Below are 25,909 nucleotides of genomic sequence, written 5' to 3'. Positions count from 1 at the left end.
ATCGCCATGTCCCTGAAGGGAAAAACCATCGCCGTCACCGGCGCCTTCGGCATCCTCGGCACGGCCGTGGTGCAGTCGCTGCTGGCGCAGGGCGCCGCGGTGGCCGCCATCGACCGCGCCGAGGCGCCGCGCGACCCGGCCTCGCTGGGAGCGGCCAGCCTGCACGGCGGCGTTAACCTCGGCGACGCCGGCGCGGCCCAGGCCGCCTTCGACGCCATCGCCAAGTCGCACGGCGGCCTGCACGGCCTGGTCAACATCGCCGGCGGTTTCCGCTGGGAGAAAGTGGCGGGCGCCTCGCTCGAAGGCTGGGACGCGATGTACGAGATGAACCTGCGCACCGCGGTGGCGGCGTGCCAGGCCGCGCTGCCGCATCTCCCCGACGGCGGCCGCATCGTCAACATCGGCGCCAACGGCGCGCTGAAGGCGGGCGCCGGCATGGGCGCCTACGCGGCCTCGAAGGCCGGCGTGATGCGGCTCACCGAGGCCCTGGCCGAAGAGCTCAAGGACCGCGGCATCACCGTGAACGCATTGCTGCCAAGCATCATCGACACGCCCGCCAACCGGAAGGACATGCCCGACGCCGATTTCGCGCGCTGGGTGACGCCGGCGCAGCTGGCGGCGACGATCGCCTTCCTGCTGTCCGACGACGCCGGCGCCATCACCGGCGCGCTGATCCCGGTGGTCGGCCGGGTCTGACGCCGCCGGCAGGCGCCCGCGCGCCCGGCCTGCACACCAGTTTCACGTCTCCCCGACACACTCGGGCAAGGCGCGGCCGCGAACCGGCTGCTCGCGCGTTGCTGCTGTCATTGAAGCCCGACCGCCTCGGGCAGGGGAGAAGACGATGGACAAGACCAGAGGCATTGCGCCCTGGCTGGCGCTGCTGGTCGCCCTCGCGGCGCCCGTTGCGGCGCAGGACGCCGTGCTGTTCCGGAACGTGCGCGTCTTCGACGGCGTGGGCCCGAGCTTGTCGGCGCCGACCAATGTGCTCGTGCGCGGCAACACCATCGCCGCCATCGGCCCGGAGGCCGCCGACCCCGGTGCGCGCGTGATCGACGGCACCGGCCGCACCCTGATGCCCGGCCTGATCGACGTGCACGTGCACATGACCTTCGGCGCGATGGACATGGCGACCCTGCAGTCGCCTGGCCTGACGCCCGAGATCGCCGGGCGCGCCGCGGCCGAGGGCGCCGAGAAGATGCTGCTGCGCGGCGTCACCAGCGTGCGCGACATGGGTGGGCCGATCTTCCCGCTCAAGGCCGCCATCGACGCCGGGGCGGTGAAGGGCCCGCGCATCTGGCCCTCGGGCGCGCACCTGAGCCAGACCTCCGGCCACGGCGACCTGCGCGCGCCGCACGAAGGCCCGCGCCGCTTCACCGGCCAGCTCTCGCGCGCCGAACAGCTGGGCGCCACCTGGATCGCCGACGGCCGCGACGACGTGCTCACCGCCACCCGCGAGAACCTGCGCTTCGGCGCCAGCCAGATCAAGATGATGGCCGGCGGCGGCACCAGCTCCGACTACGACCCGCTTGACGTCACCCAGTACACGCTCGACGAACTGCGCGCCGGTGTCGAGGCCGCCGACGACTGGAACACCTACGTCACCGTGCACGCCTACACGCCCAAGGCCGTGCGCCGCGCCATCGAGGCCGGCGTGAAGTGCATCGAGCACGGCCAGCTGCTCGACGACGCCACGCTGCAGCTGATGGCCGAGAAGGGCATCTGGCTGAGCCTGCAGATGCTGCAGGAAGACACTGAGAACATGGACGCAGCCCGCCGCGCCAAGCGCAAGCCAGTGATCGACGCGCAGCAGACCGTTTGGGCGCGCGCCAAGGCCGCGGGCGTGAAGCTGGCCTGGGGCACCGACGTGCTGTTCGATCCGGCGGTGAACGCGGAGCAGACCGGCTTCCTGCTCAGGCTGCAGCCGTGGTTCACGCCGGCCGAGATCCTGAAGCTGGCCACGCACGACAACGCGCAGCTGCTGGCGCTGTCGGGTCCGCGGTCGCCGTATGCCGGCGCCCTGGGCGTGGTGCGCGAAGGCGCGCTGGCGGATTTATTGCTGGTGGACGGCGATCCGCTTGCGAACCTGGCGTTGATCGCCGACCCCGGGAAGAACTTCGTCGTGATCATGAAGGACGGCAAGATCGTCAAGGAGCCGAAATGAAAACGCTGGTCCACTTTCGCGCTTGCGCTGCCACGATCACCGCGATACTTGCCGCCGCGCCGGCCGCGGCGCAGGAGGGCGCGACCACCGGCGAATGGACGGGCCAGGTCACGCCGTACGTGTGGGGCTCGGGCCTGGGCGGCACGCTGACGCCGTTCGCGGGCGCGCCCACGGTTCGCATCGACAAGTCCTTCAGCGAAGTGCTCGAGGACAGCGACGGCGCCTTCTTCCTCTCCGCGTTCGCGCGCCGCGACCGGCTCGTTCTGCTAGGCGACTTCAGCTATGCCGCCTCGTCGAACGAGGGCGTGGTGCCGCCCGGATTGCCGGCCGAAGGAAGCCTGCGCCAAACCTCGCTGACGCTGGCCGCGGGCTGGCGCGTGCATGAAGGCGAGCGCGTGGCCTTCGACCTGCTCGGCGGCTTGCGCCACTGGGACGTCAACGCTGCGGTGGCGGTGCCGCTGATCGGCGTGGCGCGTTCACCGGGCGACAGTTTCACCGATCCGATCTTCGCGGCGCGCGCCAACGTGAGCCTGTCGCCGCGCTGGTCGGTGATTGGTTATGCGGACGTGGGTGGCTTCGGCGTGGGTTCGGACGGCACGCATCAGTGGCTGGTGGTGGCGAACTACGCCGGGTCGGACCGGTGGGTGTTCTCGGCGGGGTTGCGGGCGCTGTCGGTGGATTACCGTGAGGGCGGGACGCGGGTGGATGCGCGCTTGGCGGGGCCCTTGGTGGGGGCCAGCTGGCGCTTTTGAAGCGCCCTCTCCCGCTATCCTCCCCACCATGCCCTTATCCGACACCCTCCTCGCCGCCGCCCTCCGCACGACCCAGCGCCTGCTCCTCAAGCCCGCGTTCCACCCCCGCTGGCCGGTGCGGTGGCAGCGCCGCTGGCTGCACCTGCTCGCGCGCATCGGCCACTTGCCCAAGGGCATCACGCGGCGTGATGTCGTCGTTGGCGGCGTGCCCGCCGAGCGCTGGGCGGACGAACGTGCGACGCCGGTACGCGCGGGCGTCGTGCTTTACCTGCACGGCGGCGGCTACACGGTCGGCTCGCCGCGCACGCATCGCACGATCGCCGCCTGGCTGGCGCGCGACAGCGGGCTGCCCGTCGTCGTGATTGATTACCGGCTGGCGCCAGAGCATCCGTTCCCGGCGGCGCTGGAGGATGCGGTGGCGGCCTTCGATGCGCTGGCCTTGGAAGGGCCGGTGGTGGTGGCGGGTGATTCGGCGGGTGGGGGACTTGCGCTGGCGTTGGCGATCACGCTTCGCGACCGCGACCGCGACCATGGCGGAGCTGCTGATGCCGATGCTGATGGCGCGCAGCCCGCGGTCCTGGTGCTGCTGGCGCCGCTGGTGGACCTGCGCGAAAGCTCGCCGCTGCCCGCGGTGCCCGGCGAGGCGATGCTGTCCGAGCGGTGGGCGCGGGCGAACGCGCGCGCGTATGCGGCCGGGCGCGCCGACGACCCGTTGGTGTCGCCGTTGCTGGCCAATTTGCGCGGGCTGCCGCCGGTGCTGGTGCAGAACGGCAGCGATGATTTGCTGGCGGCGCAGTCGCTGGCGATCGTGTCGAAGCTGCGGGCCGAAGGCGTGGAGGTCGTGCATGACTTCGTGCCGGGGCGGTGGCATGTGTTCCAGCTGCAGGTGGGGACCTTGGCGAGTGCGGGGGAGGCGGTTTCGCGGATGGCGCGGTTCGTGGTTGGGAAGCTTCCCCCTCTCCCCAACCCCTCCTACCACCACACCGTGATGCTCGGCGCCGGCATGTCCGGCCTCTGCGCCGCCATCCAGCTTCAAAGCGCCGGTCTGCCCGATTTCGTCATCCTCGAACAATCCGAAGGCCTCGGCGGCACCTGGTGGGACAACCGCTACCCGGGCGCGCAGGTGGACGTGCCGGCGCCGGCCTACGCCTTCTCGTTCGCGCCGAACACCCGCTGGACCCAGCGCTTCGCCAATGCGCCGGAAATCCACGCCTACCAGCAGGCGCTGGCGGAAAAGCACGCCCTGTTCGCACGACTGCGCCTGGGCACGCGCCTGCTCGAAGCGCGCTTCGACGAAGCGGAAGGGCTGTGGCATTTCCGCACCTCGGCGGGCGACACGCTGCGCGCGCGCTACTTCATTTGCAGCACGGGCCCGCTGAGCCAGCCGCGCTGGCCGGACCTGCCGGGGCTCGAGGAATTCGAAGGCCTGCGCCTGCACTCGGCGCGCTGGCCGGCCGGGCAATCCTTCGACGGGATGCGCGTGGGCGTGATCGGCACCGGCTCGACCGCCGTGCAGCTGGTGCCGCCGATCGCGGCCGAGGCAACGCAGCTGCACGTGTTCCAGCGCACGGCGAACTGGGTGCTGCCTCGGCTGGAGCGGCGCTACTTCGGGCTCGACCGGCTGCTGGCGGGGTTCCCGCCTTACGCCATGGCGGTGCGCGCGTTCTGGGTGCGTTTCCTCGAACTGGGGCGCCGGGGTTTCGAAGAAGGCACGGCGATGCGGCGCTTCATGCTGTGGTGGGCCGGCTGGCATCGCCGGAAACAGCTGGCGGACGAGGGGCTGCGCGCCGCGCTCACGCCGGACTATCCGCTGGGCTGCAAGCGCATCATCTATTCGAGCGATTACTACCCGACACTGTCGAAGCCGCACGTGGAGCTGGTCACCACCGGCATCGAACGCATAACCGCGCGCGGCATCCGCACGGTCGACGGCGTCGAGCGCGAGCTGGATGCGCTGGTGTGCGCCACCGGCTTCGATACCGTGCACCTGCTGCAGTCGCTGGACATCCGGGGCCGCGGCGGCGTCACGCTGGCCGAGGCCTGGCGCGACGGGCCCGAAGCCTTCCACGGCATCCATGTCGCCGGCTTCCCGAATATGTTCCTGATGCTCGGGCCGAATACCGCCACCGGCCACACCTCGACGCTGCTCTACATCGAGCCGGCGGTGCGGCACGCCATCGCTTGCATGCGCGCGGTGGCGGAGGGCGGGCATCGCAGCGTCGAGGTGCGCGCCGAGTTGCAGCAGGCCCACAACGCGGTGCTGCAGCAGCGGCTGGGCGGCTCGGTGTGGGCGCAGTGCCGCAGCTGGTACCGGATGGAGGGCGGCAAGGTCGTCGCCATCTTCCCGGGCTTCACCAACGAGTACGTGCACGGGGTGCGGCAGCTCGGGCCCGCGGCGTTCCGCTTCGACTGACTGCGGGCGCTCAGGCCAGGGCTTCGGGCTTGAGCGGCTCGCAGCGCGAGAGGTCCGACGCGTCGCCGCCCTCGAACTGCCTGGCCACCGCCCGCAGCGCCGTGCGCAGGCCTTCCTCGACCACCGGGTGGTAGAAGGGCATGCGCAGCAGGTCGAACACCGTGAGGCCGCGGTCGATCGCGAGCGCCAGCAGGTGCGCGAGGTGTTCGCCCGAGGGCGCGCACATCGCCGCGCCCAGCAGGCGCCCGTCGCCGCGCGCCGCGTAGACCCGCAGCAGGCCCTGGTTGCGCTGGCCGGCGCGGGCGCGGCCCTGGCGGGTGAAGTCGACGCTGCCGATGATCGCGTCCTCCGGCAGCGCGTCGAAGCCAAGGCCCACGAAGGCCGTGCCCGGCTCGGAGAACACGATGCCCAGCGGCGTACGCCGGCGATAGCAGTCCGGCGTGTCCTGCATGGCGTTGCGGCCGGCGATGTAACCCTCGTCGGCGGCCTCGTGCAGGATCGGTGCGTGCGCGTTGGCGTCGCCCGCGAGGTAGATCGGCAGGTCCGCCACCTGCAGGGTGGTGGGGTCGAAGGGCGGCAGGCCGCGTTCGTCGAGGGCGATGCCCAGGTTCTGCAGGCCGATATCGTCGAGGTTCGGGCGGCGGCCGATGGCGACCAGCACGGCGTCCACCTCGGCGCTGGCCTCGCCCGCCACCATGCGCACGCCGCCGTCGGTGGCCGACAGCGCGACCTCGGCGCCGGTGTGCATCGTGAACTCCTGCGCAAGCAGCGCGCGCAGCGTGGCGTTGACTTCGGGGTCGCGCAGGCCGGCGATGCGTTCGCCGCGGGCGAAGGCGGTGACTTCCCGGCCGAGCCGCGCCAGCGCCTGCGCCATCTCGATGCCGATGGCGCCGAGTCCGACCACGCCTATCCGGCGCGGCAGGTCGGGCTGTTCGAACAAGGTGTCGGTGGTCAGCACGCGGTCGCCCAGCGCCTGCCAGGCCGCGGGCATCACTGGGCGCGTGCCGGTCGCGAGGATGATGCGCTTCGCCGCCAGCACGCGATCGCCCACCTGCACGGTGTGGGCATCGAGCAGCCGGGCGCGGCCGGCGACGTTGCGCTCGCCCAGGTCGGCGGTCGCTTCCAGCACGCCGGCGACGAAGAAATCGCGGAGCTCGCGCACGCGGCGAAGAACCGCCTGCAGGTCCACCGACAGGCCCTCGGCGCCGCGGATGCCAAACGCGTCGAGCCGCTCGCGCGCGTGGAAGGCGTTCGCGGCCTCGATCAGCAGCTTCGAGGGCATGCAGCCGACGCGGGCGCAGGTGGTGCCGTAGGGGCCGTCGTTGACCAGTACGAAGCGGTCGGTGCGCTTGCGGACCTCGCGCAGGGCCGACAGGCCGGCGGTGCCGGCGCCGAGGATGATGACGTCGTGGGGGTGGGGCATGGGGGCTCCGTGGGGAGAGGGGGCATCGTGAACCATCGACGCCCCGCAAGCGAACCTTCCCTCTCCCCAACCCCTCTCCCCAAGGGGAGCGGGGCTTCAGGGCTTGTGCACTTTGTTTCTACCGGGTGGGGGCCATACTTGCGGCTCACTCCAAGGTTTCCGCCATGCGCCTGCACGCCGACTTCACCCGACGCGTCGTCCTTCGCCCCGGCGATTCACCGTGGCAGCCGTCGCCCTCGCCGGGCGTCACGCGCTGCCTGCTGGATCGCGTGGGCGATGAGGCTGCGCGCGCCACCAGCCTCGTGCGTTACGCGCCGGGCTCGGTGTTCCCGACCCACGAACATCCCGACGGCGAGGAAATCCTGGTGCTGGACGGCGTGTTCAGCGACGACACCGGCGACCATGGCCCGGGCACCTACCTGCGCAATCCCGACGGCAGCCGGCACGCGCCGCGCAGTGAAGCCGGCTGCACGCTGTTCGTGAAGCTGCGGCAGTTCCAGCCGGGCGACACCGAGCGCGTGCGCATCGACACCCGCGCCGGCGAATGGCGGCCCGGCCTGGTGCCCGGCCTGCGCGTGATGCCGCTGCATTCCTTCGGCACCCAGCACACCGCGCTGGTGGATTGGGCGCCGGGCACCGTGTTCCAGCCGCATACGCACTGGGGCGGCGAGGAGATCCTTGTGCTCGACGGCGTGTTCGAGGACGAGCACGGCGAGTATCCGGCCGGCAGTTGGTTGCGCAGCCCGCATCTCTCACAGCACGCGCCGCGGGCGCCGAAGGGCGCGCGCATCCTGGTCAAGACCGGGCATCTGGACGCCGATTTCCTGGCGCGGTGGGCGGCATGATCAAGGCCCTGGGCGCGGCGATTTTCTACGCCCGGTTCGCGCGGCCGTTCTCGCGGCTGGGCTTCAAGCGGCGCGTGGGCGATGCAGGGCTGCAGGCTGATTTCAGCGGGCAGCGCTGGCTGGTGACCGGCGCGACCGGTGGCATCGGCCGCGCGATCGCGCTGGGCGCGGCGGCGCGTGGCGCCACCGTGCTGGCCTTCGCGCGCGATGCCCGCAAGCTGGCGGCGCTGGAATCCGAGGCGAGAGGCCCCGGCAAGGTCGTGCCGGTAGCCGTCGATCTCTCGCTGATGCACGACATCCGCCGCGCCGCCGCCCAGGTCGCGGGCGAGGGGGCGATCGACGTGCTGGTGCACAACGTCGGCGTGATGTGCCACGAGTTCGCGCGCACGGCCGAGGGCGTCGAGCAGGGCCTGGCCACCAACCTGCTCGGCCATTGGGTGCTGGACGGCGCCCTGCGCGAGGGCGGCGCGCTCACCGCCGGCAGCGCGATCATTTCGATGAGCTCCGGCGGCATGTACGGCGCGGCGCTGGACCTGGCCGTGCTGGAGGCCGCCGACGCCGGAACCCACGATGGTTTCCTCGCCTACGCGCAGCACAAGCGCGCGCAGGTGGCGCTGACGCACTACTGGAACCGCCAGGGTCCCGGCGCCCCGCGCGCGTGGGTGATGCATCCGGGCTGGGTGGATACCGACGGCGTGCGCACCGCGCTGCCCGGCTTCCGCAAGCTGTTCCGCGCCCTGCTGCGCAATGCCGGCGAAGGCGCGGACACCGCGCTGTGGCTGGCTGCGACCCGGCCGGCGACGGGCGAGGGCATCTGGCTCGATCGCCACCGCGACGACGAGCATGCGTTTGGCTTTACCCGCCAGGGCGCGGCGGATGAAGCGCTGGTGGCGTGGCTGGAGCAGCGGGCGCTCGGGGCGGCCGGCCGTCGCGGCTGAGTTTCCAGCGGGGCCGGTCCACTCCCGGCAAGAACTGTCATGCCCTGCGGCTAAGGTGCGGGCATGAAAAGGATCCACCACGTGCTTTTCCTGCCGCTGCTGGCCCTGGCCGCCACCTTGGCCGCCTGCGCGCCCGCGCCCCGCGCTACGCTGTCGCCCATGCCGCCGCCCGATGCCACCGCCCCCTCGCGCCCCTGGGTCATCGCCCACCGGGGAGCCAGCGCGCTGCGGCCCGAGCACACGCTGGCGGCCTACGCGCTGGCGATCGAACACGGTGCCGACGCGATCGAGCCCGACCTGGTGATGACGCGCGACGGGGTGCTGGTGGCGCGGCACGAGAATGCGCTGTCGGATTCGACCGACGTGGCTTCGCGGCCGGAGTTCGCCGCGCGACGGACCCGCAAGCAAGTGGATGGCGTTTGGGTCGAGGATTGGTTCACCGAAGACTTCACGCTTGCCGAGCTCAAGACCCTGCGGGCGATCGAGCGGCTGCCGGCGCTGCGCTCGACCGCGTGGGACGGCCGGTTCGAGGTGCCCACCTTCGATGAAATCGTGGCGCTGGTGGCCGCCGAGTCTTCGAGGCGCGGGCGCGACATCGGCCTGGTGCCGGAGATCAAGCATCCGACTTACTTCGCGGGACTGGGCCTCGCGATGGAGCAGCCGCTGCTAGATGCGCTGGCCGCGCACGAGTACACGCGCCGTGCGCCCGTGATCATCCAGTCCTTCGAAACCGCCAACCTGCGCTGGCTGCGCGCAAAGCTGCCGCGCGGCGGCAACGTGCGCCTGCTGCAGCTGATCGGCGCGCCGGATACCGCGCCCTTCGACACCGTGCACGCAGGTGCCCCGCGCACCTACGGGCAGCTGGTGACTGAAGGCCTCCCCGGCATCGCGGGTTATGCCGACGCCATCGGCCCGCACTACCGCATGCTCCAGATCAAGCCGCACGCCGACGGCTACCGCAGCGCCCTGGTCGACGCCGCGCATGCCCAGGGCCTGCAGGTCATCGCCTACACCTTCCGCCCCGAGAACATCTTCATCGAACCAGCGTTCCGCAGCGAAGGCGAAGTCCCCGCCCGCGATGAGGACGGTTCAACACGCGAACTCCGCGCCTACGCATCGGCCGGCGTGGACGCCGTCTTCGTCGACGACCCCGCCGCCGCCCGAATAGCGGTCCCGGCAACCCAATGAACCAGGTTCATTTGAACCGAAGGCCTGCCGTCTCACCGGCGAGAGAAAATGAACCCGGTACCGCTTTAAGCAAATGAACCTGGTTCATTTGATTTGGGGCGTCTTGGGAGTTCGGTTTCTTGGCCGAGGTCGCGGAGGCGGCGGAGCAGGAGCGAGACTTCGAGGTGGTTCCAGACGCGGAGCAGGACTTCGAGCGGGTCGAAGGGCTTGGTGAGGAAGTCCCGGGCGCCGAGGCCGAGGGCGCGGTGGCGGGTGCGGCGGGTGGCGTCGGCGGTGAGGACGATCACGGGGACCGGGAGTTGGCCGGGCGCGGGGGCGCTCAGCTGCGCGAGCAGTTCGAAGCCATCGACGCCGGGCATCCACAGGTCGAGCAGCAGCAGGTCGGGCTGGAAGGCCTGCACCAGTTCGAGGCAGCGCTCGGGCTGCGTCGTGCCCAGCACCTGGGTGAAGCCTTCGCGGCCGAGCAGCTCTTCGAGCAGTGCGACGTTCGCGGCGCCGTCGTCCACCACCAGGATGCGCGCCGACAGCAGCGCCTGTTCGTCTATCGCAAGCATCGGGCAAGCTCCTGGTGGAATTGCCGCAGGTCCAGCGGCTTGGTCAGCACCGCGGCGGCGCCGGCACGCAGCGCGCGTTCGCGGGCCTGGGCGGTGGCGTCGGCGGTGAGCACGATGGCGGGCGGCAGCGCCACGCCTTCGGCCGACAGGCGGGCCAGCAGCGCGGCGCCGTCGCCGTCGGGCAGGTGCAGGTCCAGTAGAACCAGGTCGAAGCCGCCCGCGCGCAGCGCCTGTTCGCCGCCCGCGGCATCCGCCGCGGTGTCGAGCGTCCACGCGGGATAGCGCGCCAGCAGCGTCTGCACCAGTGCGCGGTTCGAGGCGTTGTCTTCCACGAGCAGCAGCCGGCGCGGACCCGACACCGGCGGCGCGGCCGCGCGGCCCGCCTCCGCGTCGGCCGGCACGTCCAGCGCTTGCGGCAGCCGGAACCAGAAGCGACAGCCCTGGCCCGGCGCGGTGTCCACGCCAATCTCGCCGCCCATCGCTTCGACCAGGCGCTTGCTCAAGGCCAGCCCCAGCCCCGTGCCCTCGACGCCGCGCGCCGTGCTGTCGATGCGTTCGAACGGACGGAACAATCGCGACACGGCTTCGGGCGACAGCCCCGGGCCCTCATCGCGCACCGATATCTCGACTACGCCGTCGCGCGCCACCGCGCCCACCTGCACGCGCCCGCCGGGCGGCCCGTACTTCGCTGCGTTGCCCAGCAGGTTCAGCAGCACCTGCCGCAGGCGCTTGGCATCGGCGTGCAGCGCCAGCGCGCCCGCTTCTTCCGACGGCGCCACGAGTGTGATGCCGCGCCCCGCGGCCTGCGGCTGCACCAGCGACAAGGCTTCCTGCAGCAAGGGCGCCAGCCGCAGCGCGCGCGGCTCGAGGCCGAGGCTGCCGGCTTCGATCGCGGCCACGTCCAGCATCTCGGTGATCAGCCCGAGCAGATGCCGGCCCGCGGTTTCGATGTGCCCGCCGTAGCGCCGTGCGGGCGTGGCGTCCGGCGTGTCGGCCATCAGCTGCGCGTAGCCGAGCATGGCGTTGAGCGGCGTGCGCAGCTCGTGGCTCATGCGCGAGAGGAATTCGTCCTTGGCGCGGTTGGCGGCCTCGGCCTGCTGGCGCGCATCGTCGAGCTGGCGCGCGCGCGCCTGCAGCAGCGCACCGGCCTCGCGCAGGCGATGGTCCACCTGGCCGATCTCGTCGCCGGCCACGCGGCCCTCGCGCGGCGGCAGGCCTTCGCCGAGGCGGTTGGCTTCCGAGGCCAGACGGCGCAGGCGCCGCGACAGGCTGCCGGCGAGCCCTGCGGCTGCAGCCACGGCACCGAGGCCACCGAGCAGCGCCACCGCCAGCGTCACGGCCAGGTTGCGCTGGCGCAGCGCGGCGGCGGCATCGGCGCGGGCGTTCAGTTCATCGCGTTCGAGCGCACCCAGCTCGCGCAGCTCGGCGCGCAGGATGTCGAGCGTCTGCTTGCCTTCCACCAATTGCGCGCGCACCGCGGGGTCGTTGGGGTCCACGCCTTCGCGCAGCAGCTCGCGCCAGCCGGTGAGCTTGAGCTCGAACAGCGGCAGCAGGCGGGCGTAGCGTTCCGCGCGCGGGCCCTCGCGGGTGCGCTCGGACAGGCGCGACACCGTGGCCAGCAGCTGTGGCTCGGCGATGCGGTAAGGGTCGAGGAAGTTGTCGCGGCGCACGAGAAGGAAGCCGCGCACCGCGGCGGCGGTCTCGGCCAGCTGGCTGTGCGCTTCGTGCAAGTCGGAGACCAGCGCCAGCGTGGCGCGCACGTCGGCCTCGGCGCGCGCGGTCTGTCGCTCCAGCAAATAGATGGCCAGCACCGAGCCGAACAGCAGCAGCAGCGGGCCGGCGACGACGGCCACGGTCTTGCGCGGCAGCGCCCAGTCTTCCCAGGGACGGATCATGCGGAGAGGCCTCCTTCGACGGCCATCACCGCGGCCTGGGTGCGGTCGCGGCATTCGAGCTTGCGCAGGATGCGTTCGACGTGGGACTTGGCGGTGCCGGGCGCGATGCCCAGCGCCTCGGCCAAGCCCTGGTTGCTCAGGCCGCGCGGCAGCAGCGCCAGCACCTGGCGTTCGCGCGGCGTGAGCTGGCGCAGCGCGCTGTCCTGGCGGCGGCGCGGGCGTCGGGCCGCCGAGGCCGGTGCCAGGCAGGGCGAGAGCAGGGCTGCGAGCACGCACAGCGTTTCATCTAGGCCCTCGGCGCCGGGATCGGGCAGGCGCAGCACCAGCGCGCCCAGCACCTGGCCCGCGAAGCGGATGCCGCCGCGCCACTCGGTGCCCGGTGAGGCGGTGTCCGGCAGCAGCCACTCGTCGTGGCCGGGGCCGGATTCCGACGCCGCCGTCCAGCCGGGCGCGAAGGTGCGCCAACCGGTGCCGCCGGGCACCGTGGCCCCCGCGGGCCGCGCGGCACCGAGGCCGGCGAGCAGGCGTACGCCGGACGCAACGCGGGCCAGCACCGCCGCATCACGCGCCCCGGTCAGCTCGACGGCCACGCGCAGCACCGCCTCGGCCGCCCGCGCGGCGTCGGGCGCCAGGGCCAGCGATTCGGCGGCGCGGGCCAGGGCGCGGCGCTGCCGGGCGGCGGTCGCGTCTTCGCGAAGTTCGGCGCGCCAGCGGGCCAGTCGGGGTGCGGCATCTTGCATGTCGGCAGTCTCGGCGGTGGGGGCGGGGGCCGGCTCCGCCGATCGGCAGAGCACGGGCTCTGCCAACCGGCAGACGGCGCCCGGGGTCACGGCGGCGAGGATGGTGTCACCGACGTGAGCCGAATGACAACCCCAACCGGAGATCCCCGATGACCCGCACCCTGCTTTCCACCGCCCTGGTCCTGACCCTGGCCGGCACCGCCCAGGCCCGTGAATACACCCAGGCCGCCCCGGCCCCGACCGACCCGGCCGAGCGCGAGATCGCCGCCCTGTTCGATACCTGGAACGCCGCCCTCGCCACCGGCAAGCCCGAGCAGGTGGCCGCGCTGTACGCCGAGGAAGGCGTGCTGCAGCCCACCGTCTCGAACTGGATGCGCGAAGGCCGCGACGAGGTGCAGGACTACTTCGTGAAGTTCCTGACCCTGCAGCCCAAGGGCGTCATCAACACCCGCAACATCCAGAAGGTGGACGAAGACACCGCCATCGACGCCGGCATCTACACCTTCACCCTGACCGAGGCCGGCAAGACCCGCCGGGTGCAGGCCCGCTACACCTACGTGTACGAGAAGGTGGATGGCGAGTGGAAGATCGTGCTGCACCACAGCTCGGCGATGCCGGAGCCGGTGAAGCACCTCGCCGCGAACTGACGGTTCAACGCCAGACCGGGGCGGTTTGGCAGCGGGGAGCCCCCGGTGGGTGGGCTCCCCGCGTTTTTTGGTACCGGGTTCATTTTCTTTCGCCGGTGAGACCAGCGGCCCACGCCAGTCTCACCGGCGAAAGAAAATGAACCCGGTACCGCTTTTAGCCTTATCAGCGACAATAAGGCACCCACCCACGGTGCCCGCCCCGCCATGACCGCCACCCGCCTCACGATCACCCGCCCCGACGACTGGCACCTGCACCTGCGCGACGGCGACATGCTGGCCCGCGTGCTGCCCGACACCGCCCGCCGCTTCGCCCGCGCCATCGTGATGCCGAACCTGGTGCCGCCGGTGGTGAACGCCGCCCTGGCCGGCGCCTACCGCGACCGCATCCTCGCGGCCGTGCCCGCGGGCCTGGCCTTCGAGCCGCTGATGACGCTCTACCTCACCGAGCGCACCACGCCGGCTGACATCGCCGAGGCCAAGGCCAGCGGCTTCGTGCACGCGGTGAAGTGGTACCCGGCCGGCGCCACCACCAACTCCGACTCCGGCGTGAAGCACATCGACAACTGCCACGCCGCGCTGTCCGCCATGGAGCAGCACGACCTGCCCCTGTTGGTGCACGGCGAAGTCACCGACGCCCACGTGGACGTGTTCGACCGCGAGGCCGTGTTCATCGAAACCCTGCTCAAGCCGCTGGTGCAGCGCTACCCGAAGCTGCGCATCGTGCTCGAGCACATCACCACCCGGCAGGCGGCCGAGTTCGTGGCGGCGGCGCCGGCCAACGTGGCGGCCACCATCACCCCGCACCACCTGTTGATGAACCGCAACGCCATCTTCCAGGGCGGGATCCGGCCGCATCACTACTGCCTGCCGGTGCTCAAGCGCGAAGAACACCGCCTGGCCCTGGTCGCCGCGGCCACCGGCGGCAGCCCGAAGTTCTTCCTGGGCACCGACAGTGCGCCGCACACGCGTGGCGCCAAGGAATCGGCCTGCGGTTGTGCCGGCATGTACAGCGCGCATGGCGCCATCGAGCTCTACGCCGAGGTGTTCGAGCAGCAGGACGCGCTGGACAAGCTGGAGGCGTTCGCCAGCTTCCACGGGCCGGATTTCTACCGCCTGCCGCGCAATACCGACACGATTACGCTGGTGCGCGAGCCCTGGGACATTCCCGCCGAGCTGGGCGAGGGCAGCAGCGCGCTGGTGCCCCTGCGCGCCGGCACGTCGCTCGCCTGGCGGCTCGAGGCCTGAGGTAAACGGGTGTACCGCGCGGAGCGACGGCGGGCGGAGCGTACGGCGCGCAAGCAGGCGGAGTACGCCAAGGCGCCAGGTTTCGAAAAGCCGAAGCCCTAGCCAGAGGGCGGTTGCGGGGTGGGCATCACGGCGGCGCCCTGGCCGTCGACGTACGCGCCGCCCAGCGGAGGTCCGGACGCTTCGGGGGTCGGATCCGCCGGCTCCGGCTCGGCCTGGGCCAGGTCGAACTCCGACAGCGGGCTCTCGGCCGGGCATTCGGCATCGGGAAAACCAAAGTCACGGCGCAGGGCCAGGCCGCAGGCGTTGAGCTGGTCGAGCTCGCTCTCGTGTTCGCGGCACTTGCGGTCGAAGGCGCGGGCGAAGGCGTCGCGGCGAGACACGAAGTCCTGGCCGCATTCGCGCTGGAGCCGCAGCCGGTCCAGGTCGTCCTGCGCCGGGTTCACGCCATCGAGGCCGAAGCGCAGCAGTTCGTCGGCCGACAGCATGCGCAGGCTGCGGTTGGGCACCGCCATCATCAGGTCGGCCACGTCGACGCTGGAGCCATTGCGCTCGAGGTAGTCGCGAACGCGGCCATGGACCACGCGCAGTTCGGCATTGAGTTCGGCCCGGGTGGTGGCGGTGGAGCTCATGCGGATCAGCCGGTGGATGCCGACATGGCCGGCGATGCGGCGCACGTCGCCGGCACTGAGCAGGAACACGCAGGCGCTGTGGCAGATCGACTCCTCGCGCACCCAGATCGTCCAGCGCGACTCCGCGATGAAATCACCCGCCCGGATGGCGTCCTCCACCATGCCGCCGGCGGAGTCGAGGTCGAGGACGCGCTTGCGGATGCCGAGGTCATTGGCGACGCGCGTGGTGCGCTCGACCAGGGCGGCGAAATCGGTGGCGACGCGGCCGCGGTAGCGCAGCCGCAGCACGCCGCGCTCGACGCAGCCGGCGAGCGCGGACTCCAGTGACTCGCGGTCCAGGGCCAGCAGCGGGTCGCCGTCTCCATGTGCGTCGTAGTCCAGGTCGCAGCTGATCCAGGCCTCGCCCGATGTCAGGGAGGCGGGCGACCAATCGACCGATGCCTCGCGCGGGTTGCTGGATTCGACGGCGGGCTTCGGCGCCGGGGCGGCGGGCGGGATGGGGGCGACGCTGACGGCGCCGTTTTCTTCGGCCGCGGGTCCCATGTCCGGCGCCGACGCACTGGCGGAATCCACCGCGGCGTCGCGCTGGCAGGCCGCCAGCGACAGCAGCAGTGCCAACGCCGGAAGCCATCTGCGGCAGGTGGATGCAGGACCACAGGTCATGCCACGAGGCTAGCACCGGCGAGATGAACGGAAACAGCCTGCGCTGGGCGACCGCGGGGCCATGGCGACTTGCCGTCACGACGTCCGCAGGCTGACCAGCCCGGCGTCGACCGCCTGCTGCAGAGGCTGCGCCAGCAACGCGCCGACGTCTTCGGCCGCGGCGACGCGGACGTTGTCCACGATCAACCAGCGGTTGCGGCCGCCGGACTTGCCCAGGTAAAGCGCCTGGTCCGCGATGCCCACCAGTTCGTTCCAGATCGGCGTGTTGTCGCCCTCGATGAACGGACAGGTCACCGCGCCGATGGTGCAGGTCACCGCCAGCGGGCCGTGGCCGCTGATTTCGAAGGGCGTTTCGTTGACCGCGCGCAGGATGCGGTCGGCGATCTGGGCGCAGCGCGCGCCGTTGTCCACCCGCGCCACCAGCAGGAACTCCTCGCCGCCCCAGCGCACCAGCAGGTCGGCGCCGCGCGTGGCCACCTTGATTCGCCGGCTCATTTCCACCAGTACTTCGTCGCCCGCGGCATGGCCGAAGCGGTCGTTCACCGACTTGAAGTGGTCGATGTCGAACAGGTAGATCCCAAGCGAAACCGCCGGGTCTTCGTGCCGCATCCGGTTGAGCAGCGACAGCTCGCGGCCGATGTGCTGCTCAAGGTAGCGCCGGTTGCCCAAATGGGTGAGCGCATCGGCCAGGCTCAGCTGCTCGTACTGCTCGGCCAGCCGCTTCTTCGCGCGCAGCCGGGTGGCCGCCAGCAGCGCCGCCATCAGCAGCAGCAGCGAGAGGGCGATGAAGAAGTTCTGCCGCTGCGCGTTGGTTTCGTCCCGCTCGCGCTGAAGGGCTTCCTGCTGTTTGAGGACCACGCTCTTGAGGTCCGATTCGCGCTGCAGCCGCATCAGCTCGGCATTCGACGCGGCACCGCTGGCCCGCCGGCGTAGCTGGGGTTCGACCTTCTCGACCAGCAGCCGCTTCAGCCCGATCAGGCCCGCGCGCGCCGTGGCGGCATCGTCGCTTTCCGACAGCCGCTTGAAGACATCGAGCTGGACTTCCAGCGAGGTCTCCGGCTTCAGTGCCAGGCAGGCGTCGACGGGATGCCCGCGGTCCCAGCGCCGCGCCGTGATCTGCCGGTAGCACTGCAAATACTGCTGGGCGACCGGGCCACTGAGGCTGGCGTCGCCCTTCTCGCTTTCCGAGCGGGCCAGGTAGGCCCTGGCTGCCTCGAACCGCCCCAGCTCGGCGGCCGACAGCGCGGCGAACACCAGCGCGTCCTCGCGATACGGGCTGTCCTGGTCGGCTACCTGCGCGAAGCTCGCCAACGCCTTTTCGTAGTCGGAAAGGTGCAGTGCATAGGCGATGCCGCTGTTGAATCCGGTCAGCACCACCTTGTCGCCGAGGTAGCGCTTGTCGGAGCTGTCCTTCGGATCGTCCAGCGCACGCTGCATCTGCACGCGGGCATCGGCCAGCAGCGCCAGCCCGCGACGAACGTAACTCTCGTCGCCGTTGACGATGTAGCTGGTGGCCGTGTCCATCATGATCTCGCCGAGCAGCTCGGCGTTGTCCGCCGGCGCGATGGCCAGCGCCGCCTCGAAATTCTCGAAGGCGCCGGCGATGTCGCCCCACTGCGACTGCCGCCAGGCCACGTCCTTGAGCAGCGCCGCGGCCGCGGCCTTCTCCGGCGACTGCCGCGCCTCGCTGGCCAGCGAAAGCAGGGCCGGCATGTAGGCCTCGTATTCCGACACCGAGGCCAGGATGCAGCGCTCGCGGTAGGCGAAGTCCAGCCGCAGCGGCGGGTTCTCGCGACAGACCGCCGCGGCAGCCTGGTCCTGGCGCTCGTAGTAGTACTCGTCGAACAGGAGCCGCTGGGTGCGGTAACGCTCGGTGTCGTCGCCGGTCGCCGCGAGGCGGGCCTGGAGCCAGTCGACGCGGGCGTCCAGCGCGGCGTCCGACGGGAAGGTTTCCGGCAGCGGCGGCAGCGCCCGGACGGCCTCGAGCGTGACTTCGGCGCGGGCCGCGGCGGCGAGCAGCAGCAGGGCAAATCCGAGCTGGCGGGCCGTTTGCATTGGCATGCGTGGGTCGCCGGTGGGGGCGGGGTGGTGCCATCCCACTGTTACAATCCGGGGTGGGCGGAACCTTGAGGCCCGTTGAAGAATTGGCTCGGAGGCCTATTGATCACCGGGCTTCGCGAGTGGCGGCGTGCCCGCTCGCTTCACCGCAGGGCCGCGCTGTCGTCCCCTTTCAGCTGCCTGGCGTACTTGAGCAGGGCTGATCTTCGACACTCTCAGGGCAATCGTCGATTTCGTAGTGACGACCTGATCGCCCATTGCGGGTGATGCGCGCCCCTTCAATCTAGTCCCAAAGGATTTCCTCGGGATCCCGGGAGCTGACCTGTTCCTCGTAACCCTGGTCAACGAAGTCGAGGAAACTCTCCAAAGAAGGGTAGCCGCCTGTGAGCTGCATGCGGGTAGCTTCTGCGGCGAGCTGGCCTCCGTTTATGAGAATTAGAGGGTACTGGTCTTCGTAGACTTCCTTCTGGACAGCAGGCGAGAAGAAGGAGGTGGTGACATACGCCCCAAGCCATCCCCGGCGCAGGCGGGCTACCGTTCTGGCCAGGTGGTTGCCGCCGGTCGGGGCGTCGATCCGCTCGCATTTGGCTTGGCCAAGGACTACCAACTTGGTTCGGGCAAATCCATCACCAACGTCTAGGCGGCCTACGAAGTCCAGTCCGCCATCGCTGGTCCCACGCGTGAGCCAGCCACGTTGATAGTTTCCGCCGGACTCCCGCACCGTAGATTCACACACCATGCTGGCAAGGGCCTCGAACCGGGATTTCCTGCCGTCGTAGTAGCTGTAGATCGTCTCGAGCGCTTTACGCTCGTTGGTGTTCGATCCCGGTAGTTGATCGGACTTGGGAGCAATCTGGTAACGGACTACCCTGCGACGCAGTTTCTCGATAACGGGCTTGCCGTGGCGAATCCAGCTTACCCAGGCACTGGGTGCAGCGGCATTGGCGACGATGGCGGAAAGCTTGGGGTCCCTGCGGTCCTTGAGCCAAATGGCAGCCACGCCTTCATCTTCTTCCGTGAGGGTCAGCAGGGCAATCTCGAACAGGTAATTCGTGAAGAATCCGCCGTTGCGTTGGGCGTACTGCGTGACGCGTTGGACGCCGGTCAGGATGCCCAGGCCACAGAACTCTTTGTAGCCTTTCTTGCTGGACCTAAAAACGAGAAGTGGAGCCGCCTTTTGCCGCATCTCAGGGTGAGGAGACGCGTGCAACTCGAACTGGGCGAGAAGGCTTGAGTTGCCAGGGGCTTTCGAAGGATCAGCGCCCGGGGTCCGGTTGTCGCCGTAGTACCTCGCATGGCCTCGGTCGGGCTCGATCTCGTCATGCCACGGGTTTTCAAATGAGCCCCGCTTGTTATAGCTGCTGGAAAGAAAGAAGGCGGCGACACGATCACCGTCGGGTGCGCGCGTTCGCGCAGGCGCGGCGATACCCCGCTCCATCTGGATCTGGGGCATGCCTTCCGTACGCATGATGAAGTGGAAGTTCGGCAGGCCATCAACGTGGCTTGGTTTCGCGTCAGCCGGCTTGGCGTAGCGATAAAACTCGCCGATACGAAAACGCATGGCGGCCCCTTGAGATGATGTGCACAGCCAGCTTACGCAACGTCCTGGTCCATTCAATAGCGTGGATACGAGAATTTCCCGCCATCCGGGCTATGCCTAAGGTTCGGTGCTGCGGTTACCGAAAAACGGCACAAAAAAACCCGCCAGAATGCGGGTTTAGTGATAGCATTATGAGTGCCTCACCTAAATGTAGCTTAAAAAGCTACTACTCTGGCGGAGTCAACTTAGTATAACAGCATCAAACACCTACATTCGACGGCCTGTCTCAGGCGCCAGTGAACCTGACGACCTTTGGCGGTGCATCAGGAAACTACTAGCGAAACCTTTGGCACCGGGCTACCCTGCGAGCACGACCCAAGCACGTTGGTGCCACCCCGCTCATGGCTGCCGCGCCGATAGTAGGCCAACACATTGCAGAGCAACTCGCCCAGGACTTGGGCGGGCTGCAAGGGTCCGACGCCGACTGGCTGACTCGGGTGCTCCACCTTTTCCCGGCGCCCACGGTACGTCATGCCCCCTACGTCTTCGAGGCGCTCGAACGCCTAGTCAGGACAGTTCCATGGTCCATGGATCTGCTCGACGAGGACTTCGTCGAGCGGGTGCGGCGGATATGCCCGCAACTGACCGCTCTGCGGACCGGCAAGCCAGGCAGGTACAAGAGGCTCAAGCCGAATCAGCTCTCCGCTGGGTACAGCGGTGACTTCCTCTTTGCTGAAGCCTTGCTGGAAGCCGGCGGGGGGGTTGCTCCACCCAAGGGAGTAGAGGCGCTGAGGCTGGTGCTGGTCGCCTGCCAGTGGCGGTGGTCGCAATCGTCCGTCCCGCACGTGACGGCGATTACCGACCTGGCCAGCACGATCCGCGGCGTCAGCGGGTCTGAGTTGGATCAGAAAGTGCTGTTCAGGATTGGCCAAGCGGCCAATCTGGCGGAATTCCTTAAGGAAGCAGAGGGGATCACGGCATCCGGCCACAGGACCATGAGCGGGGCATGGCGCGACCATTTCGAGCCTGAGCTTCGCGGCACAGCGCGCCCACCGGGTCCGCCGAGGCCTCCCAAGCCGGTCCAACTGCCCGGACCGGAACCGGAGCCGACGCTCCCTGGGCCGATAGGACCCGGACCCGCTCCGACCGTGGATGTTCCACCCCCGCCGCCCTCACCGCCCCCCACCCCCGGCGGGCCATCGGCGCCGCTGACGCCGACGGCAGGAAACGCCGGATACGCGGCAACGGAGGAGGACGAACTGGTTGATCGTCTTCAGGCAGGCATCCGCGTCAGGTCCGCACCGAGGCCACCAAGCGCTCCGGAGCCACTGGCCGGCGAACCGGCAGAAGAGGTGACCCAACGGGTACTGACTTCCCCGTTGCCCGAGGCGCCCCCCAATGAGGATGCGGACGTAGTGGTTCGGCACCAAGTGCGCCAAGCCATTTGGAGCACGAACTACCTCCTTCTTCCCAGTCACCCGGACGTCCTGCCCCTGGCCGACTACGCGCGGATTGTGGGCGGGACAATGAACCTCCTTCGCCAAGCGAGTGCCGGCTATGACATACGGGCCGGTGGTTGCGGGTTGTTGGTCCAGGCGCTGTTCGGCCGCACGCCCAGGAGCATGCGCGCACTGTCGGTGCTGGAGTGCGCCAAGGGGGTCCACGACCCGGATCGCATGGACCTGCTGCTGAAGGATGGGGGTGTCCGGCTCTCGTGCTTCTGGAAGGTGGGGGGTGATGAGTTCGAGCCCAGCTACTTCCGTCCGGATGAAACGCAGTTGATGGATCTGGAACCTGTCCGGCAGGACTTCCTCTTGCCGCTGGCGCCAGCCTTCATGACGTTGCTAAGGGAGAACGCAGACGCTCTGCGAGCACTTGTTTCACTGCCGGTGGCTGAGATTGAGGCCCGGCTCAGGGAAGCGGCCCGGGTCGTGGCGGAGTCTGAGGGGATCGTCTTCACGATGGGCCAACTTCGCGCGTCCATGCCTGTTCACCTGTTTGAACAGTGTCGCGACACGGCGGCCACCCAACTGATCTGTGCGGACACGCTTGGCCAGTCAGCGGCCCCCCTGTCCTACTACGCCCCGCGGGTACGCGCGCTCTCGCAGATTCACTGGACGTTTCAAAACCAACTGCTGGGAACCAGTGATCCATTGCCCGACTGCCCGTATGCGGGTGACCGCGTAGGCAGTCACCTGCTGGTTCGCTTGGACAGCGCCCAGGCAATGGCGCGCGCTCCGGCGAAAGTCATGCACCACGGGCTCTCACGGCTGATCGACGAAAACCGGATTCAGGACATCCACCAAGCCATGGTCGGTCACGTGGCCGGCATGCTGATGGCGGTTGTAACGCATCGACCGACCGAGGCCCTGCTGGAACTGACGGTGGCCGACCTCCTCATCGAGGATAATGCCGGCGCGGCGCTTTTCCGGGACAAGATCCACGATGCCGCCCATGATCCGCGGCTTGTCGCATTGCCGGCGATGGCGTGCCGCCAGTTGATTGCCTATCTCGAGCACCTGTCCGGCCTGCAATCTTACTTCCCGGACATCGAGGACGCGGTTCGGGATGTCCTGCGCGGCGAAGCACCGCTGCTCATGGGCCTTTCGGTCGATGGCAGGCTGCAATCGCTCGACCTCAAGGCGCTCAAGACATTGATGCCCGAGTCTTGGGGGCTGCTGCCTATGAACTGGGGTCGCCATTGGATGCGCACCCATGCTGTAGAGCAGGGTGTGCGACCAGAGCTGGCGAGCATGCAGCTCGGCCACCTTGAGGCGGTTGGCTACCCCTTCTCAAAAGCCAGTCCAACCGAGCCTTGGCTCTTCGTCGAGACTGTGGCGCCGGAATGGGAGCTGCTGGCACGCGCTCAGGGTTGGCAGGTTGTCCGTGGCCTGCCCGCCAAGAAGCCAATTTCCGCGGACATGCTCACGCCACTGAAAGCCTGGAGCAAACGGATCTCCGATCATGCAGCCAGTCACCGACTCATTGCCCTGCAGTGGCGCGAAGCGATGAAGTCGAAGCTTCGTGCCTACCGGGAGCAGGCGGAGCAAACCGTGCTGGCACACCCTGAGCTGGTGAGCGCAGGAATTGTGACGCGCTACCACAACAAGAGTCGTGACCAAGAGCGTCATGCCCTATCGCGGGCTGACTTCGAGCGCATCCGCGATGAGGTCTATGAGGCGGCTGGCGAGGACCTGGCGCTCGCGATTGCCAACGCGAATGCCGTTTGCGATGTTGCGAGGATCGTCAATACCCGGACCCGCCAGCTGCCCGAGACTCCTGGAAAGGTCTTCAATCTTCGGCGCCCGCTGGATAACGCTTTCGTCCCTGGAATGATGGAGGCGGTCCGCCAGATCCGTGCCCTGAGGGCGCACGTTTCAACGCTCGCCAATGCCGAGCAGGGAATGCGATGGGAGGAAGAGGAGTCTGCCTGCGCTTGCGCGGCCTTGGCCATGGTCCTGTTCGGCTGTTGCGAGTCCGCCGAGCAGATCCGGGGTGCCATTGCGCGCCGGGGCCAGCTTCAGCGATCGGCGACCCTTCAGGACACGGTGCTTGTTCCGTGGGGTGACGAGCCGCACCAAGTGCTTGTTTTGCGTGGCGTCGCAGCCCACGTCTTGGCGCGCCTGAACTGGAAAAAAGGGGGCGAGACGCTGCCGGACCGGGACGTCCTGAACGCGAAACTGGCGGAAATGCTGCCGGACTGGGCCTTGTGGCGAGGATCAGGTTCCGGAAAGGCTCGGGTGGACGGCGTTCTGGAACGCCTGTGTGAAACCGCCGCCGTTGCCAATCGCTATGAGCTCTCACCCGCAGCCCGAAAAGCAAATGGACTTCGGGGCGGATCGACTCCCGCTCACATCCTCGAGCAACTGGCGTTTCTTGACGGTGATCCAGCCGGAACCGTCTCCCGCAGCTGGGAAGCTTCTGGGAGTGGTGCGCCGCCGGGCGAGCTGGTTCGGGATCCGGGTGGGCGAAAAGGCAACGCACGAACTCAATACCTGGCGCTTTGCAAAGTCTTTCCCGCCACAAGCAAAGACACAGAGCTGCCCTTGACGCGAGAGGCGATCGAAACGGGACAGGCTGCCACGCCCGAAAGTCGAGCGAAGATCATCGCTGAGATTGAGGCGCAGCTGCAGGCCCAGGAAGCAGAGCGCCGCTTGCAACCAATCGTCAGGATGCTGGCAAGCTGGACCATCGACCTGCTCGTCAACGGCACTCCGAAAACGAAGAACCCAGCGCTTTCGACAGTGGAGAACTACCTGACACGGGTTGGCGCACCACTGGTCCACATCTTCGGCCAATCTGGCCTTTCAGACGTTGACGAAGTCGAGCTCGAGGATGCCTATCTCGTGGCCATCGAGTCAAAGTCTGCCGATGGGAAGGACCTGCGCCAGAAGACCGCCGCCGGCGTGCTGCTGTTCCACGCCCACGCTCAGCGACAGTTTGGACTGCCCGAGGTGGATCTGTCGGAGATAAAGCTCTACCTCCGGGAGGGGCCGGACGCGCTTTCGGATGCTCGGCTCATCCTTCCGGCCGAACGCGACGCCATCGTGCAGACACTGGTCAACAGGACCGGGCAGGCAGTGGACGAATCAAGCCAGTACCAGGTCCGCGTCACCAGGCAGGCCAGTCAACTGATGCCACTGATTGGGCTGGGCGGCCTTCGGCGCGGCGAAGGCCTGGGCCTGCAGTTCAGGGACATATCGGAACGGGACGGTCAGGTAGGCATTCGGATTCGACCCAACAGTTCGCGCCGTCTAAAGACGGTTAGGGCCCGCCGCGCCCTTCAGCTTCCTGCCGATGCGACAGCTGTCGGTGGGCTGACGCTCCCAGAATGGGTGCAGACCGAGCGATTCCGCCTGAGAACACGTAATCTCGAAACGGCTTACGTTTTCAGTCCGACCAACGAGCCATTCGATGCCAGCGTACGGGCTGAGATTGCAGAAGTCTGCCTCAAGGCCTGCCGGGACGTGACGGGGCGGCAGCAGTCCAGGTTGCACGCACTGCGACACCTCGTCGCCATGGAGCGAACGACCCCGGTCTTCCTCGCCGACCGGGATCGCGAGGCCCTGGCCGGTCACATCAGGATGGTGCCGGTTCCGACTCTCAGAAAAGGGGTCGCACTCCCGCGTGATCTGCTCGGGCAGGTGCTGGCGCTTGGCCATGCGGATCCCGAGACCACGGTAGTTTGTTATCACCATCTCGTCTGGTTGCTGCGATCACGCACTGACTGCTGGCTCGCATCCCGATACGTAAACCGCATGACGCTCGCCCCGTTGCTGGGCGTCAGCCAGCATGCGCTGGACTGGGCTGCCAAGCAGAGGCCGGGCCGAGACAGGGCCCTGGCGTGGCTGGATGTGTGTGCGGATGTTCGGGCGGTGCCGGCGCGACCGGAGGAGACACCATCTCAAGTGATACAGAAGGGAGAATCTGAAAGCTCGGGTCCGATGCGCCAATGGACCGCTGGCGAGCTTGGATCGCTGCTCGACGACGTCGCCCGGGTTGGCTCTTTGGAGAAAACATTGCTGGTTCGGGGGGCGGACCCGTCGGAAGCGACTCGGCTGCGCCTCCAACTCCAACCAATGGAACGGCGCCTCGGGCGCATGATGCTCGAGGAGCGCGGACTCGAGACGGCCAAAGGTGCGCCACGACGTCGAGTCAAACGAATCGGGAAGGGCCGGGAGCTGGAAGAGCTTTTCGGTTGGTACGACCACGATCAGGGCGGCAGACGGGTGGTCATCGCCAACCTGGCCGAAACGCTCTATGAGTACCTGCAGCCGACGCAGGCGGACCGGATCCACCTGCCGTCGCAAGCGGCTTCACAGCTGCGCGACCTGCTGAAGGCGCTGGGGATAGGCGAGGACCAGTTCACGGGGGCGCCCCCTGAAGCTGGGCTCGAGGTCATGCGAATCCTGCGGGTCGCCCCAAAACCCTCACTCGGGGCGGCCGCACCGGAGTCCGAAGACGTGAAGGCGACGTCCGACCGATACCTCGGGACTGTGCTCAAGCGGATTCTGCTCATCATTCGCTTGGTCGATCGCAACCTTCGATGAGCCGTTAGCCGGCAGTTCGGGCGGCTTGACACGGCCCCCTCCAAGCCCTTACGTTTTAGGCGCAGTGGCATGCGCTTCAGCGATGCCACCCCCCCGACAAGGGCCTTGTCGACACACTAGAAGTTTTGCAGTCCCCGACTAGTTCGAGGACAAGAGACTCCCCGG

The 25,909-nt window shown here is 68.8% G+C and carries 17 protein-coding genes; 10 read left to right on the top strand and 7 right to left on the bottom strand.

Features of this window, described 5'->3' with window-relative positions:
- The first annotated feature begins 6 nt into the window (after positions 1-6).
- The 4 genes from N787_RS06825 to N787_RS14285 all read left to right on the top strand — a co-directional run bounded on the left by N787_RS06825 (position 7) and on the right by N787_RS14285 (position 5,326).
- Entirely contained in the window at positions 7-696 is a 690-nt protein-coding gene (locus N787_RS06825; protein WP_034212003.1) for an SDR family oxidoreductase, read from the top strand.
- 145 nt (positions 697-841) lie between these two features.
- Positions 842-2,161 (top strand): metal-dependent hydrolase family protein, encoded by a 1,320-nt coding sequence (locus tag N787_RS06820; protein WP_034212001.1) that lies wholly within the window; start codon positions 842-844, stop codon positions 2,159-2,161.
- Complete coding sequence (locus N787_RS06815; RefSeq protein WP_034211999.1) at positions 2,158-2,913, top strand: hypothetical protein; 756 nt, start codon at positions 2,158-2,160, stop codon at positions 2,911-2,913. The genes N787_RS06820 and N787_RS06815 overlap by 4 nt, the downstream gene beginning before the upstream one ends.
- 28 nt (positions 2,914-2,941) lie before the next feature.
- Entirely contained in the window at positions 2,942-5,326 is a 2,385-nt protein-coding gene (locus N787_RS14285; protein WP_052575225.1) for an alpha/beta hydrolase fold domain-containing protein, read from the top strand.
- A 10-nt stretch (positions 5,327-5,336) separates the two neighbouring features.
- Here the strand turns inward: N787_RS14285 and N787_RS06800 are convergent, their stop codons facing one another.
- Positions 5,337-6,749, bottom strand: coding sequence for a dihydrolipoyl dehydrogenase (locus tag N787_RS06800; protein WP_034211997.1), 1,413 nt, complete (start codon positions 6,747-6,749; stop codon positions 5,337-5,339).
- A 164-nt stretch (positions 6,750-6,913) separates the two neighbouring features.
- Between N787_RS06800 and N787_RS06795 the strand changes: the two genes are divergently transcribed.
- The 3 genes from N787_RS06795 to N787_RS06785 all read left to right on the top strand — a co-directional run bounded on the left by N787_RS06795 (position 6,914) and on the right by N787_RS06785 (position 9,720).
- Positions 6,914-7,594: a cupin domain-containing protein gene (locus tag N787_RS06795; RefSeq protein ID WP_034211995.1), complete on the top strand. Its 681-nt coding sequence runs from the start codon at positions 6,914-6,916 to the stop codon at positions 7,592-7,594.
- Entirely contained in the window at positions 7,591-8,532 is a 942-nt protein-coding gene (locus tag N787_RS06790; protein WP_156968941.1) for an SDR family NAD(P)-dependent oxidoreductase, read from the top strand. Before N787_RS06795 ends, N787_RS06790 begins: the two co-directional genes overlap by 4 nt.
- A 159-nt stretch (positions 8,533-8,691) precedes the next feature.
- Positions 8,692-9,720, top strand: coding sequence for a glycerophosphodiester phosphodiesterase family protein (locus tag N787_RS06785; protein ID WP_034212079.1), 1,029 nt, complete (start codon positions 8,692-8,694; stop codon positions 9,718-9,720).
- A gap of 65 nt (positions 9,721-9,785) precedes the next feature.
- On the opposite strand, the gene N787_RS06780 is transcribed toward N787_RS06785, so the two are convergent.
- From N787_RS06780 to N787_RS06770, 3 genes are read right to left on the bottom strand one after another with little or no spacing between them, the layout of a single operon-like run.
- Positions 9,786-10,265 (bottom strand): response regulator, encoded by a 480-nt coding sequence (locus tag N787_RS06780; RefSeq protein ID WP_156968943.1) that lies wholly within the window; start codon positions 10,263-10,265, stop codon positions 9,786-9,788.
- Positions 10,262-12,169, bottom strand: coding sequence for a hybrid sensor histidine kinase/response regulator (locus N787_RS06775; protein WP_034211993.1), 1,908 nt, complete (start codon positions 12,167-12,169; stop codon positions 10,262-10,264). The genes N787_RS06780 and N787_RS06775 overlap by 4 nt, the downstream gene beginning before the upstream one ends.
- Positions 12,166-12,909: a response regulator transcription factor gene (locus tag N787_RS06770; protein WP_034211991.1), complete on the bottom strand. Its 744-nt coding sequence runs from the start codon at positions 12,907-12,909 to the stop codon at positions 12,166-12,168. The genes N787_RS06775 and N787_RS06770 overlap by 4 nt, the downstream gene beginning before the upstream one ends.
- A 149-nt stretch (positions 12,910-13,058) precedes the next feature.
- Between N787_RS06770 and N787_RS06765 the strand changes: the two genes are divergently transcribed.
- Both N787_RS06765 and pyrC read left to right on the top strand, forming a co-directional pair.
- A complete protein-coding gene (locus N787_RS06765; protein ID WP_034211988.1) occupies positions 13,059-13,556 on the top strand; it encodes an SgcJ/EcaC family oxidoreductase in 498 nt (165 codons plus the stop codon).
- Between the two features lie 204 nt (positions 13,557-13,760).
- Positions 13,761-14,801 carry a dihydroorotase gene (gene pyrC, locus N787_RS06760; RefSeq protein WP_034211986.1) on the top strand — a complete coding sequence of 347 codons (1,041 nt, stop codon included), beginning with the start codon at positions 13,761-13,763 and terminating at the stop codon, positions 14,799-14,801.
- 98 nt (positions 14,802-14,899) lie between these two features.
- On the opposite strand, the gene N787_RS06755 is transcribed toward pyrC, so the two are convergent.
- The 3 genes from N787_RS06755 to N787_RS06745 form a co-directional block, all read right to left on the bottom strand.
- A complete protein-coding gene (locus N787_RS06755) occupies positions 14,900-16,096 on the bottom strand; it encodes a COG3904 family protein (RefSeq protein ID WP_084590684.1) in 1,197 nt (398 codons plus the stop codon).
- 75 nt (positions 16,097-16,171) lie between these two features.
- Entirely contained in the window at positions 16,172-18,157 is a 1,986-nt protein-coding gene (locus N787_RS06750) for a GGDEF domain-containing protein (protein ID WP_034211984.1), read from the bottom strand.
- Between the two features lie 280 nt (positions 18,158-18,437).
- A complete protein-coding gene (locus tag N787_RS06745) occupies positions 18,438-19,715 on the bottom strand; it encodes a restriction endonuclease (protein WP_034211983.1) in 1,278 nt (425 codons plus the stop codon).
- Between the two features lie 566 nt (positions 19,716-20,281).
- On the opposite strand from N787_RS06745, the gene N787_RS06740 reads away from it, so the two are divergent.
- A complete protein-coding gene (locus tag N787_RS06740; RefSeq protein WP_156968939.1) occupies positions 20,282-25,744 on the top strand; it encodes a site-specific integrase in 5,463 nt (1,820 codons plus the stop codon).
- The last annotated feature ends 165 nt before the right edge of the window (positions 25,745-25,909 follow it).

The organism is Arenimonas metalli CF5-1 (genome assembly GCF_000747155.1).
Lineage (GTDB): Bacteria > Pseudomonadota > Gammaproteobacteria > Xanthomonadales > Xanthomonadaceae > Arenimonas > Arenimonas metalli.
The sequence above is the reverse complement of the archived record's forward strand: the minus strand, read 5'-3'. Positions and strand labels throughout refer to the sequence as shown.

What these genes read in the sequence shown, in the direction of transcription:
- N787_RS06745 (WP_034211983.1), bottom strand. Translation starts at nt 19,715, where the DNA reads ATGCGTTTTCGTATCGGCGAGTTTTATCGCTACGCCAAGCCGGCTGAC.
- N787_RS06775 (WP_034211993.1), bottom strand. Translation starts at nt 12,169, where the DNA reads ATGATCCGTCCCTGGGAAGACTGGGCGCTGCCGCGCAAGACCGTGGCC.
- N787_RS06800 (WP_034211997.1), bottom strand. Translation starts at nt 6,749, where the DNA reads ATGCCCCACCCCCACGACGTCATCATCCTCGGCGCCGGCACCGCCGGC.
- N787_RS06785 (WP_034212079.1), top strand. Translation starts at nt 8,692, where the DNA reads ATGCCGCCGCCCGATGCCACCGCCCCCTCGCGCCCCTGGGTCATCGCC.
- N787_RS06790 (WP_156968941.1), top strand. Translation starts at nt 7,591, where the DNA reads ATGATCAAGGCCCTGGGCGCGGCGATTTTCTACGCCCGGTTCGCGCGG.
- N787_RS06755 (WP_084590684.1), bottom strand. Translation starts at nt 16,096, where the DNA reads ATGACCTGTGGTCCTGCATCCACCTGCCGCAGATGGCTTCCGGCGTTG.
- N787_RS06765 (WP_034211988.1), top strand. Translation starts at nt 13,059, where the DNA reads ATGACCCGCACCCTGCTTTCCACCGCCCTGGTCCTGACCCTGGCCGGC.
- N787_RS06815 (WP_034211999.1), top strand. Translation starts at nt 2,158, where the DNA reads ATGAAAACGCTGGTCCACTTTCGCGCTTGCGCTGCCACGATCACCGCG.
- N787_RS06795 (WP_034211995.1), top strand. Translation starts at nt 6,914, where the DNA reads ATGCGCCTGCACGCCGACTTCACCCGACGCGTCGTCCTTCGCCCCGGC.
- N787_RS06770 (WP_034211991.1), bottom strand. Translation starts at nt 12,909, where the DNA reads ATGCAAGATGCCGCACCCCGACTGGCCCGCTGGCGCGCCGAACTTCGC.
- N787_RS06750 (WP_034211984.1), bottom strand. Translation starts at nt 18,157, where the DNA reads ATGCCAATGCAAACGGCCCGCCAGCTCGGATTTGCCCTGCTGCTGCTC.
- N787_RS14285 (WP_052575225.1), top strand. Translation starts at nt 2,942, where the DNA reads ATGCCCTTATCCGACACCCTCCTCGCCGCCGCCCTCCGCACGACCCAG.
- N787_RS06825 (WP_034212003.1), top strand. Translation starts at nt 7, where the DNA reads ATGTCCCTGAAGGGAAAAACCATCGCCGTCACCGGCGCCTTCGGCATC.
- pyrC (WP_034211986.1), top strand. Translation starts at nt 13,761, where the DNA reads ATGACCGCCACCCGCCTCACGATCACCCGCCCCGACGACTGGCACCTG.
- N787_RS06820 (WP_034212001.1), top strand. Translation starts at nt 842, where the DNA reads ATGGACAAGACCAGAGGCATTGCGCCCTGGCTGGCGCTGCTGGTCGCC.
- N787_RS06740 (WP_156968939.1), top strand. Translation starts at nt 20,282, where the DNA reads ATGGATCTGCTCGACGAGGACTTCGTCGAGCGGGTGCGGCGGATATGC.